This window comes from Legionella gratiana, from assembly GCF_001467695.1.
Taxonomy (GTDB): domain Bacteria; phylum Pseudomonadota; class Gammaproteobacteria; order Legionellales; family Legionellaceae; genus Legionella; species Legionella gratiana.
In genome coordinates, this window is the sequence record NZ_LNYE01000020.1 from 275565 (window position 1) to 288126 (window position 12562).

A 12562-nucleotide genomic window follows, 5' to 3' on the forward strand; every position below is an offset into this window, starting at 1 on the left:
GTCTATAATTATACCATTAAAGCCCAAATATTAAATAGGAGATTATGTTATGTCTCGATCACGAACTGAAATATTACAAGATATTGGAAGTGTTAAAGAATCCACGGCACAAAGACGTGTAGGAAGAGTTTCCAAAAAGGCGCAATTATTAGAAGACAACAATCGAGAAACAAAAGAAATCTCTAGGGCGGTAATGAGACACCCTGACACTGAGGTGATACAACAGCTTGAATTTACTCGTCAAAGAATGGCTGAAGAGTTTGGCAATATGTCAGACGAAGCGCTTACATGGCTCTTGGGAGGATCATCTGAAATGTCTAGAGGTGGTTTTCAAGACAGCTCAACAAAAACGGCAGCACAAAAATTTAGAGAATTCTTAGAGGCTGATCCAGGTACCATCCCTCCACAAAGATTAATTACTGGAATTGAAACAATTGGAACAGCCATGGGCTATAGAGCAATTCATGCTTCCTGGGTAGAGCCGCCATTTACTCCTCAAACATCTGATCAACAAATGATGGATGACAAAATTCAAGAGATCATGAAAGATAAACTAACTAGGCCTATTGGAGATATTTATACTGCTCGTGGCAAAGATGATATTGCTAAAGAGCTCACTAAACCTACCCCCTCATACGAAGGTCATATAATTACAGGAGAGCAAGAAGATGTGTCCTCTGCGAGTGAAAATGAAGAAGAAGATCAATTACCTAGAAAATCATTAGACTCAAGGAAGTTTAGAAGCGAAGTTCGTAAAGGTTTTCCCTCATGGATAGGTGCAGCTGTGGAAGGTGGAATAGAAATCAGGGGTCATACCTCAGGGACTTGTCCATTAACGCTGGCTGCAATTGATGGCTTATGTTCCTCTGGAAAAGGACCAAGAAGTACGTGGTTAGATGATAAATCTAATTTTGAGTCACTTGCAGGAGCTCTCACTGTCGCTCCCTTTCAACGTGGTGATTATCATACTATTGCGGAAACAGCTGCGGGAGTCAACCACTATTTAGTTGAAAGAGCAATAAAAAAAGGAGAAGATATCGAGAATACTCCATTACAACCATACGACGCATTTAAGTATGGAATGTCCATGTTAGTAAAAGCATCTTCAAATGATAAGGCATTACAAACTGATAATTTATCAATACGAGAAGCAATTCAAGAGCAGTCAGAAGTAGTCATTTCTCGTACTAAGAAAATAGACTCGAAAATGAAAGAATATAACCCTCAAAAGCCACAAGAGTTTTATGAGGATGCCCCTAAAAAATCACGTTCCTTTAAGTCTAAACTAATAGAGGTCGTCGGCCATAAAGAAAAGGACTATGAGGATGGTTATGAAGCAGATGTGGAAAAATCACATTCCTCTCGTTTTTCGGGTTTTAAAGAAAAACTGAAACAAACTTATAAAGAACGTGATAATAGTCATAAAGTAGATCTTGATGATGGATATGAAGCAGATAACGAAAGACATTCTTATTAGATTGTGCAGACTCTAATGTCTGCACAACTTATTTTTGATAATTCTTGCCAGTGAATGCTACCGAAGCAGAATTATAAGACTCTGTAGCTAAAATTTTATTGATTTTAGCTGAAAGTTTTGATCCTACAGCATCTTGATAATTAAGATAATTATTCCAACAATAATCCGTTAATTTTTGTAAAATTTGCTTATAATTGTCTTTTGATTCAGCTTTATCAACAATTAATTTAATACATCTGTAATCTCCTGATGATGGGTCAGAACGCCTATCTTTCAACAAAAGATCCACAGTATCTACATGACCATTATAACAAGCTTGTTGCAATCCAAAAGAATCAGTGATACTTGGCGAAAATGAATATTCTATGGCTTGGATAGAAGGAGATGTTGGATCTACTCTATTATCGTTTAAAAAAAGTTCTACTAAATTACTGTAACCTAAACTACAAGCCTCCTGAAAAGCTTCATTTATTTCTTTATCTTCAAAGTAATTTTTTGATAATCTATTTTTAACTTCATTAAAGTTATTAGAACGTACATAATCAATTAACTTCATAAAATTTCCTTTTATGTAGAAATGGAGAACAATTATAACATTGAAAAGATCAATTTGTAACTAATATGAGCAAATTATTGTCTATTTTAATGGGGCTCTGCATTTAAAAAAATAAAAATATTGGTCTTCTTAATCAACTCTAGTCTAGAATTTTTATTCTCTATCTAAAGAACGTAATAAAAAAAGTTACCTATTTAATCTACTGTAATAGAACAGTTATCTCCAAGAACTACCAAAGTTACAGTACTGTCTTTTGTTAAAGTCGTAGAACCACAGATGATATCAGCACCAAAGGGAGTGTGTTTTCTATAACCAAATACATATTTCTTATTTGAAGGCCCTTTACCGGAATAAGACTTTCCTGCAGTACCCGATTTTTTTCCTTCCACAACAAAACCCAATGCAGCAGTCGTTTTTTCATTTGTTTTCACATGAACTCTAATAGTATCATTGGCAAAAATCTCAGTTGAAGAAAAGAAAATTGTAAGACTGCTTAATGTTATTAATGAACTCCTTATCATAATAGCTCTCCTTATAATTATGATATTTTACTATAGCTCATTTTTTGCAATGTAAATATTAAATACCATCAGTTCGACATAAAAAATCACTTTATTTTTATCTTAATGTCGTTTAGCTCTTAAATTTAAGCCCATTGGTAATTTTGATATGCAATTTTTAATTTCATTGATATAGTAAAAAAATCTAATCCATGGAGCATTTAGTGATAAAGAATACATTAAAAAGTTTTGGTACTATGACCAAACTAGTGCATTGGCTGATTTTCATTCTGATTACTTTTCAATTTTACTTAATATGGATTAGTGTTCCTAACGATCCTTCTAGGCAAGCATTCTATATAATGCTCCATAAGTCCATTGGTATTACTGTTCTGCTGCTCGGTTTATACTTTATAATATGGCATATAATCACTACAAAACCCCTACCTCCAGAAACTCAACCTTATTGGCAACACATAACAGCTAAGATAGTTCATTATCTACTTTTTATTCTTTTAATCGCCATGCCAATCGTAGGTTATTTATTAGTATGTGCTAATGGTAAAACGGTGAATTTTTTTGGTTGGTTTAATATTCCCTCTCTCATTTCTCAAAATAAACATCTTGGTGATATCATGTTTTCTATCCATCAAAAACTTGGTTATTTAATAATAGCTTTGGTTGGCGTCCATGTTTTTGCTGCTTTCTATCATCAATTCATCATAAAAGACAATGTACTAAGACGTATTCTTCCATTCAACTCAAGAGATCAGAGGAAAGAATAGCTTAATAGCGTATTTACGAATATCATCGAGTTATATAGTTTAAATAAAAAGAAAAATTGAAGTTCCAGATAACATCAAATAACAAATTTGCTTATTAACGTAAGTTCGACATAAAGGCATAGAAATACCTTTTATGTCACTAAACGAACGTCATCCTGTACAGACATGCTGAGCAGTATGATCTAGTCTTAAATAAAAACAATTCGATATAAAAAATCACTGTATTTCTTATATTGAACTGACGTTTATTAATAAACTTAATGCCTCACAATTTTGGCATAATTCATTAAACTTTTTACATACAAGTCATAATCCATCATTCCATAGCTTGCTTCAATCTGTTGAATCAAACTATCTTGCTGCTCACCATCTAAATCACTCAACTTTCCATCATTAATGTGTTTTAGTTTTACTATTGCATAATCGCCATTAGGTAAAACAAAACCCTCTCTACTTTCTGGTCGCAACAAATTAAATGCTTTATCGTTTATTTCCACATCTTCTTTATCATTATCTCTAGTTGCCTTTACCACAGATTTCCAGGCTAGGTGATTCGAATTAATGAGATCATGCTGCTGCTTATCTTCAACCGGATTTAATAAATTCATTCCAATTTCTTTAGCTTTAGATTCAGCAACTTTTTTCACTAGAATTTTATTAATTTGATCTTGCACTGCTTCTAAATCCTGTTCCTTTTCAGCCCAGTGCTGATTAACTCTTATTACTACAACTGAATCATTATCAAGCTGTATTGGGTCGCTATTATTTCCTAAATCAAGAACATCATGGCTAAACGCAGAATTAATTACTTGCTTATTTTTTGTAATATTATCATCTTTATTGCCCTCTCTAGAAAAAGGTTGAGTCCTTTCTATTTTTAATTTCAAAGCATCTGCAACAGGTTTCAGTGAATCTGGAGATTGATAGCTTAAATCAGATAATTGCTCCATGGCTTGTGTATATTGAGTCTGAGCCATTTCCACAATTAACTGCTCTTTAATTGAAGCCTCCACCTCAGATAACTGTTTCGTTGAAACGGGTTTGTAGTCAATTAATTTAAAAATCTCATATCCATGTTTCGTCTTTTCAGGAGGTAAAATTTGTCCTGGTGTAGTTAAGTTAGATAAGAATCTACTGTATTCATTTTGTCCTGCTGTAATCCATGGAAGGACACCATTATCTGCGATAGAAAGTTTATCATCTGACAATTTTGAAACCAGCTGGTCAAATTGTTTTGGATCCTTCTGTAAAAGATCATAGGCAGAGTTTGCTTTATTTTGAATTTTTTCTAATTCATCTTTATTTGCATCTGGCGAAACAGCAAATAGAATATGAGCAACTTGCCATTGTGCTGGAGATAAATAATTATTTTGATTTTCATCATAATAACGTTTCACGTCATCATCAGACACTTTAACTTGATCTTTAATAGCGCGTACAGATAAAGTGACATACTCCAAACTGACTTTTTCGGGTGTCATAAATTCATTTTTATGCTTTTTATAATAATCAGCGATAGCCTCTTGAGAAACGTGCACATCTTTTTCAAAGTGAGATACAGGGACAATTAAATAGTCGTAATCTCTGCTTTGCATATACAAACTCACAAAGCGGTCAATTTCATTGGGTAAAGCAAAAGAATTTCCCATAAATGCAAACCGTTGTTGATTCAGAAGCATTCCTTGTTTTACTTCATTTTGAAAACTTGATTGCGTAAATAATGCTGCATTTAACGCTTGTTGATATTTTTGAGCTGAAAAATGTCCATCTTCTTGAAATTGCGGGATATTCAAGATTGCTGCATTTGCTTGCTCTGCACTCACATTAAAACCATTTCTACGAGCCGCTTGTACGAGAACTTCATTAGTAATCATTTGATCTAAAACTTGGTTTTGTAATTTTTTCTCATCTGCAGCAGTCATTTGTGACATATCTTGCATCGCACGAGCACGTCTGTAATTAGTATCAAATGCTTGTAAGGTAAGCGGTTGCTCATTAACTATAACTTTGGCGTTTGTTGTTTGGCGTGATTGCAAATAGTAATCCACACCAAAAAGTGTAAACGTAATACCGATTAAGATGACTACCAACCAAGCTACAACACCCTGTATACGTTCATTTAACTTTTGCAACATATCCGATGATCCATTTTATATTAATAAAACTGTGAATTTTTGAGGCTGATTATATCTCAATAGGATAAAGAAAAAAACAAAAACCAACACTCCGTTGTTGTAAGAAGTTCATTTTACTTAACTTGATTTCCAATATTGATCAAAAATAAAAACAGAACCTGGTTAAAAAAAGGCTCTCCATCAATCATGATAAAAAGTAAAATGACAAATTTTTGTTCTTGATGATGACCGTAGGAATAAACAAATTATTGAATTTTATTTAAAAAAAACGCGTCTTTCGACGCGTTAATCTGGCGGAGTGGACGGGGCTCGAACCCGCGACCCCCGGCGTGACAGGCCGGTATTCTAACCAACTGAACTACCACTCCATTTCTTGGTGGGTGCTGTAGGGATCGAACCTACGACCCTCGCCTTGTAAGGGCGATGCTCTCCCAGCTGAGCTAAGCACCCTGAAATCTTAAGCTTCTTGGACTGCTTCTTTCAGGTTTTTACCCGCTTTAAACTTGGCTACTCGTGACGCTTTAATTTGTATAACTTTTCCAGTTTGTGGATTTCGACCGGTACGTGCTGAACGGTTACCTGTTGAGAAAGATCCGAAACCAGGTATTACTACTTGATCACCACTTTTTAACGCATCAGTAATAGTACTAGTAAAGGTTTCCAGCACTCTACTTGCATCAGCTTTGGTTAAACCAGAACCACTTGCTATAGCATCAACTAATTCGCTCTTATTCATTGCTTCCCCTATACAGTTAATCTTCCATACTTCTAAGCTAATTTAACTTTAATAATCAAATTAACCGGTCAAGTAGTTACATCCTTGCAGAGCCCGCTATCGGCGGGCTACGAAACGAACTATACCCTGTATTAATGGGTATGTAAATCATTATTTTTAATTTTTTTTGATCGCTTACTCACTACTTTGCCAGATTGTTCATTTGTTGCCTTTTCTACCCAAGGACTACGTTGTAAAGCGAGTTCTAGCACTTGCTCAATAGTCTTAACAGGATGAATAGTTAGCTTGCGTAGCACATTATCGGGTATCTCTTCTAAGTCCTTAACATTCTCTTCGGGAATAATGACATGTTTAATTCCACCACGATGAGCTGCTAATAACTTTTCTTTAAGGCCACCAATAGGTAACACTTGCCCTCTTAGCGTAATTTCACCTGTCATGGCAACATCAGCCTTAACAGGGATTTGTGTTACTACAGAAACTAAAACAGTACACATACCAATACCTGCGCTTGGCCCATCTTTAGGAGTAGCACCCTCTGGAACATGAACATGGAAATCGTTTTTATCGTAAAAATCATCTGCTAAACCAAATTTTTTAGCTCGACTTCGAACCACAGTCATAGCAGCATGAATAGACTCTTGCATCACCTCACCCAGTTGACCTGTATGCGTTACTTTGCCTTTACCTGGCATCATTGAGGCTTCAATAGTAAGCAATTCCCCACCAACACTTGTCCAAGCTAATCCTGTAACCTGACCAACTTGATCAAATTGTTCCGCTAAACCATACCTAAATTTTTTCACACCAAGATATTTTTCAATATTGTTGAGTGATACAGCCATTTTCTTGACTTTTTTATTGGATAAAATTTCTTTTACGACTTTTCGGCAGACACTAGCAATATCTCGTTCCAAATTCCTTACACCTGCTTCACGCGTATAATGACGAATAATTTCTCGAATAGCTCCTTCACTGATATGAATTTCATCATTATTTAAACCATTTAAGACAATTTGTTTGGGTACTAGATATTTTTCAGCAATACTTACTTTTTCATCTTCGGTATACCCTGCAAGACGAATTACCTCCATCCTATCTAATAATGGCGCTGGTATTTCCAGAGAGTTAGCTGTGGCAATAAACATCACATCACTTAAATCATAATCAACTTCAAGATAATGATCGTTAAACGTATGATTTTGTTCTGGATCCAATACCTCTAATAATGCTGCCGCCGGATCGCCACGGAAATCCATAGCCATCTTATCCACCTCATCCAACATGATTAATGGATTTTTTACACCTGCTTTACAGAGTTTCTGGATAATTTTACCTGGCATAGATCCAATATAGGTTCTTCTATGACCCCGAATCTCTGCTTCATCTCGAACACCACCTAAAGCAATACGTATAAATGTTCGTCCTGTAGCATTAGCAATTGATTGTCCTAATGAAGTTTTCCCCACCCCTGGAGGCCCAACAAGACATAATATTGGTCCTTTTAGGCGTTTTACCCGTTGTTGAACAGCAAGATATTCAATAATACGTTTTTTAACTTGTTCTAATCCGTAATGTTCTTTATCTAATAATTTTTCTGCTTTTAATAAATCAAATTGTATTTTTGTTCTTTTCTTCCACGGAACATCAAGCATCCAATCAAGATAATTACGAATAACCGTAGCTTCAGCAGACATAGGTGACATCATTTTTAGTTTATGGAGTTCGGCGAGCGATTTCTCTTTTGCTTCTTTAGGCATACCTGCTTTATTAATTGATTTTTCTAGTTGTTCAATTTCATTGCCTTCTTCGCCTAACTCACCTAATTCCTTTTGAATAGCCTTCATTTGCTCGTTGAGATAATACTCACGTTGACTTTTTTCCATTTGACGCTTCACTCGACCTCGCACACGCTTCTCTACATGTAATAGGTCTATTTCATTCTCAATTGCAGACATTAAGCGTTCAAGACGAGTTCCCACATCTAAAGTTTCTAATAGCTCTTGTTTATCATCAATTTTTAAAGTGAGATGAGCCGCAATAGTATCGGCTAAGCGCCCCGGCTCTTCAATGCCCGCTAAGGGGGATAAAACCTCAGGGGGAATTTTTTTATTAAGTTTAATATATTGCTCAAATTGTGACATGAGAGAGCGCATTAAAATGCTGATATCCGGTTCAGGCATGAGTGCATTTTCGTCCTCCATCACCTCAAGCTCCGCTTCTAAATACCCTTTCAACTGGTGGTATTCTTTAGCTTTAGCACGTTTTTCTCCTTCAACTAAAACCTTCACCGTACCATCTGGTAATTTTAATAACTGAAGTACACTTGATAATGTACCTACATGGAAAATATCCGCCTCGCCAGGATCATCATTTGATGATTTTTTCTGTGCTACTAAAAAAATTTGTTTATTATCGACCATAGCCGCTTCTAAGGCTTTGATTGATTTTCCTCGACCAACAAAAAGAGGAATGACCATATGAGGGTAAACCACTACGTCTCTTAATGGTAATACTGGTATATTGGACATTCTTTCAGTCTCAATCGAATTCTCTTTATTTTCAATGGACATAATGAACCCTTATTTAAACAGAAAACTTAAAATTAATATTCATGACTACTAACTTATAATTTAAAAGGAAGGGAGTGTTATTGCAAGAAATCAACGCTTTATAATTAAGGAAATCCCTTATAAGAACTTCTCTCCCATACTATGTACGGGAGAGATACAGAGCAGAAAATCCTATTCTTGGCCACCTGCCGCACTCTTTATCCCATCTTGTTCATAAATAAGAATTGGTTTTGACGTGCTAGTAATCACACTCTCATCTACCACGACTTTAATTACTCCTTCAAGGGAAGGTAATTCATACATTGTGTCTAAAAGAATATTTTCAAGTATTGCACGCAAACCTCGAGCACCCATTTTTCTTTCTAAAGCTTTTTTAGCAATTGCTACTAATGCTTCGTCCCTAAACTCAAGCTCTACACCTTCCATTTTGAAAAGAGATTGGAATTGTTTCGTCAATGCATTTTTAGGATTAGTTAAAATATCAATAAGAGCGGATTGATCCAATTCTTGCAATGTAGTAACAACAGGTAATCTTCCAACAAATTCTGGAATTAACCCATACTTAATAAGATCATCAGACTCTAGCTGGCTCAGCACCTTAGAAACTTCATCACTTGTATCTTTTTTGTTTTTCAGCTGAGCAGAAAATCCAATGCCCGATTTATCACTGCGTTCTCGGATTACTTTTTCTAAACCAGCAAATGCTCCACCACAAATAAATAAAATATTCGAAGTATCTACTTGTAAAAACTCTTGTTGTGGGTGTTTACGACCACCCTGAGGTGGAACAGAAGCGATTGTTCCCTCAATTAACTTTAAAAGTGCTTGTTGAACACCTTCACCTGAAACATCGCGAGTAATAGAAGGATTGTCAGATTTTCGTGAAATCTTATCAATTTCATCAATATAAACAATGCCATGCTGCGCTTTATCTACATCATAATCACATTTTTGTAACAGTTTCTGTATAATATTTTCTACATCTTCACCAACATAACCTGCTTCAGTAAGTGTAGTTGCATCCGCCATAGCAAAAGGAACATTTAAAATACGAGCTAATGTTTGTGCTAAAAGAGTTTTTCCACTTCCTGTTGGACCTATAAGTAAAATATTGCTTTTTCCAAGTTCAACACCATCTTCACTTTTATGTTGTAATCGCTTGTAATGATTATAAACTGCTACAGACAAAACTTTTTTTGCATGTGATTGCCCGATGACATACTCATCTAAGAAACATGAAATTTCTTTAGGTGAGGGTAAACGCACCTCGGCTTCTTCATGTGTATCATGTGTTTCTTCGCGAATAATATCATTACATAACTCAACACACTCGTCACATACAAATACGGAAGGACCAGCAATCAATTTTTTTACTTCATGTTGGCTCTTTCCACAAAAAGAACAATACAAAACTTTTTCACCACTTCCGTTACCGGATTTACTCATAACCAAACCCCTTCTTACAACGATTATCGGAAAAAAAGATAATATATGTAAAATATTAGTCAATCAGAAAAAGATATGCCACTGTAACTCATATAAACTATAGTACTCTAAAAAACGTGAGCCGCATATGTAGAAGCTAACAAATTTAAGTATAAATAGTTTTAGCTCCTTAGCAAGTGCGGCTCAGTTTTCTAGTCTGTTTACAATCTTACTATCTAGGTCAAAAATGCCTTGACTTTCTGCTCTATAATGCTCACATACTTCATAGGTACTGTGTTTCTTTACTCAAAATCAAGGTATTTTGAATGCTAGCGAATGATAACAGACTCTAGCTTATCAAAAAATAATTACTCTGCTTTGCTCACTGACTCTCGATCAAAAAGCACTTTATCAATAAGACCATATTCAACAGCTTGTGTAGCACTCATAAAATTATCACGCTCTGTATCGCGCATAATTTGATCGGGCGTTTTTTTAGTATGTTTTGCCATTATGTTGTTGAGTCGCTCTCTTACTGCTAAAGTCTCACGTGCATGAATCTCGATATCAGTTGCTTGCCCACGATAACCACCTAAAGGCTGATGAATCATTACTCGTGAATTTGGCAAACAAAATCTCTTTCCATCGGCTCCAGCACAAAGCAATAAAGCAGCAGCACTTGCTGCTTGCCCTATACATAAAGTACTTACATCAGGCTTTATAAACTGCATGGTATCGTAAATTGCCAATCCAGCCGTAACTACTCCACCAGGTGAATTTATATACAAAGAAATATCTTTTTCGGGATTTTCAGACTCAAGAAACAACAATTGAGCAACCACTAAATTAGCCATATGATCTTCAACTTCGCCTAAAAGAAAGATAATTCGTTCCTTTAATAATCTTGAGTAAATATCATATGAACGTTCTCCTCGTGAGGTTTGTTCAATAACCATGGGAACTAATCCACTGGCATTGCGAATGATACTCTCTGAATAGCCTGACATATACTTACTCTCCTTTATTCTCTGCCACTTCAGGCGCTGGTTTAGGATTCATTACTGAATCGTAGTCCTTTGATTTATATTCAATTTTTGCATCTTCAGCGATTTTATCTGCAACCATTTCTTCTAAAACAAGAGCTTCAATTTCAGCCATATGCTCTTTACTATTTTGATACCAAGTGCGTAACTCATCTGGATTTTCATAAGCACCAGCAAATTTCTCGATCACAGCATTTACTTTATCTTTATCGGGAACAATTTGATGTTTTTTAACATATTCAGAGAACAGTAAGCCAAGATGAACACGACGCTTTGCTTGTTCTTCAAAAAGCTCACGCGGAAAATCAGGAATTGTTTCATTCTCATGATGCTCATGTCCAAAAATACGATGGTACATATCATGCTTTAAATGCTCAATTTCTTTGTCGACTAAAGCTAATGGCAATTGAACTTCATTAATTTCCATTAACTTATCAAACAATTTTTCCCGGTTCATCATACTTACACGACGCTCTAATTCACGGGTCATATTTTCTTTAATATCTTTTCTGAGAGCATCTATACCCCCTTCTTTAATATTAAATTTCTCTGCAAATACATCATCAAGCTCAGGTAAATTTCCTTCCATTACATGATGAATTGTAATATTGAAAACAGCCTCTTTACCTGCTAATTCTTTATGGCCATAGTCAGCTGGAAAAGTGACTTTAATATCGAATGGCTTATCTTTTTTATTGCCAATGATCTCTTCTTCAAAGCCAGGGATCATTGCTCCTGAACCAAGAATTAACTCGTGATTCTCCGCACTACCTCCATCAAAAGGCTTGTCATCTAGGAACCCTTTAAAATCAATAACTACTTTATCACCTTTTTTGGCAGCACGAGAAACATCACTCCATGTTTTATTTTGTTCACGAAGTTTATCCAGCATTTGCTCAACGTCTTTATCAGTGACTTCTGAACGAGATAATTCAACAACGGCTTGATTTAATTCAGCAATTTCAAATACAGGCATTATTTCAAATGTTGCGCTGTATTTAAAATCTTTGCCTTTTTCAAGTTGTTCGGGTTCGACATAAGGATAACCGGCAGGAACTAATTCATTTTTTTGCAATGCTTCATATAAAGTAGATTGCACCATATCTCGAGCAACTTCTTCACGAACACTACTCGAATAACGGCTTGTAACTACATGCAAAGGCACCTTACCGGGACGAAAACCATCTATTTTAACTTTGCGAGCAAGATTCTTGAGACGTAAGCTCACTTCTTCCTCAACTTTTTCTGAAGGCACTGAAACTGTTACCTTCCGCTCCAAACCTTTTAGGGTCTCAACCGAAACTTGCATTAATTTCACCTCATGGAATTTAT

The 12562-nt window shown here is 35.6% G+C and carries 10 protein-coding genes and 2 tRNA genes; 2 read left to right on the top strand and 10 right to left on the bottom strand.

Translation table 11 applies throughout. The features are described 5' to 3' along the window. The first annotated feature begins 49 nt into the window (after positions 1-49). Complete coding sequence (locus Lgra_RS06025) at positions 50-1477, top strand: hypothetical protein (RefSeq protein ID WP_058498364.1); 1428 nt, start codon at positions 50-52, stop codon at positions 1475-1477. A 28-nt stretch (positions 1478-1505) separates the two neighbouring features. On the opposite strand, the gene Lgra_RS06030 is transcribed toward Lgra_RS06025, so the two are convergent. Continuing rightward, a complete protein-coding gene (locus Lgra_RS06030) occupies positions 1506-2033 on the bottom strand; it encodes an ankyrin repeat domain-containing protein (protein ID WP_058498365.1) in 528 nt (175 codons plus the stop codon). Positions 2034-2227: 194 nt separating this feature from the next. Next, the gene (locus tag Lgra_RS06035; protein ID WP_058498366.1) at positions 2228-2554 is read right to left on the bottom strand and encodes a hypothetical protein; all 327 of its coding nucleotides are present in this window, start codon (positions 2552-2554) and stop codon (positions 2228-2230) included. Positions 2555-2757: 203 nt separating this feature from the next. Here Lgra_RS06035 and Lgra_RS06040 point away from each other — a divergent pair, with 203 nt between their 5' ends. Continuing rightward, on the top strand, positions 2758-3318 hold the full coding sequence (locus tag Lgra_RS06040) for a cytochrome b (RefSeq protein ID WP_238584374.1): 561 nt from the start codon (positions 2758-2760) through the stop codon (positions 3316-3318). Between the two features lie 257 nt (positions 3319-3575). On the opposite strand, the gene Lgra_RS06045 is transcribed toward Lgra_RS06040, so the two are convergent. The 8 genes from Lgra_RS06045 to tig form a co-directional block, all read right to left on the bottom strand. Next, positions 3576-5453: a SurA N-terminal domain-containing protein gene (locus Lgra_RS06045; RefSeq protein ID WP_058498368.1), complete on the bottom strand. Its 1878-nt coding sequence runs from the start codon at positions 5451-5453 to the stop codon at positions 3576-3578. Between the two features lie 291 nt (positions 5454-5744). After that, positions 5745-5821: transfer RNA gene (locus Lgra_RS06050), tRNA-Asp, on the bottom strand. A gap of 6 nt (positions 5822-5827) precedes the next feature. Beyond that, positions 5828-5903 (bottom strand) — tRNA-Val (locus Lgra_RS06055). Positions 5904-5910: 7 nt separating this feature from the next. Next, positions 5911-6189: an HU family DNA-binding protein gene (locus Lgra_RS06060; RefSeq protein ID WP_058498369.1), complete on the bottom strand. Its 279-nt coding sequence runs from the start codon at positions 6187-6189 to the stop codon at positions 5911-5913. Between the two features lie 131 nt (positions 6190-6320). Continuing rightward, positions 6321-8762 carry an endopeptidase La gene (gene lon / locus Lgra_RS06065; RefSeq protein ID WP_058498370.1) on the bottom strand — a complete coding sequence of 814 codons (2442 nt, stop codon included), beginning with the start codon at positions 8760-8762 and terminating at the stop codon, positions 6321-6323. Positions 8763-8933: 171 nt separating this feature from the next. Continuing rightward, positions 8934-10208, bottom strand: coding sequence for an ATP-dependent Clp protease ATP-binding subunit ClpX (gene clpX, locus Lgra_RS06070; RefSeq protein ID WP_058498371.1), 1275 nt, complete (start codon positions 10206-10208; stop codon positions 8934-8936). A gap of 347 nt (positions 10209-10555) precedes the next feature. Then, the gene (gene clpP, locus Lgra_RS06075) at positions 10556-11194 is read right to left on the bottom strand and encodes an ATP-dependent Clp endopeptidase proteolytic subunit ClpP (RefSeq protein ID WP_058498372.1); all 639 of its coding nucleotides are present in this window, start codon (positions 11192-11194) and stop codon (positions 10556-10558) included. A 4-nt stretch (positions 11195-11198) separates the two neighbouring features. Beyond that, complete coding sequence (gene tig, locus Lgra_RS06080; protein ID WP_058498373.1) at positions 11199-12539, bottom strand: trigger factor; 1341 nt, start codon at positions 12537-12539, stop codon at positions 11199-11201. Positions 12540-12562: the final 23 nt, after the last annotated feature.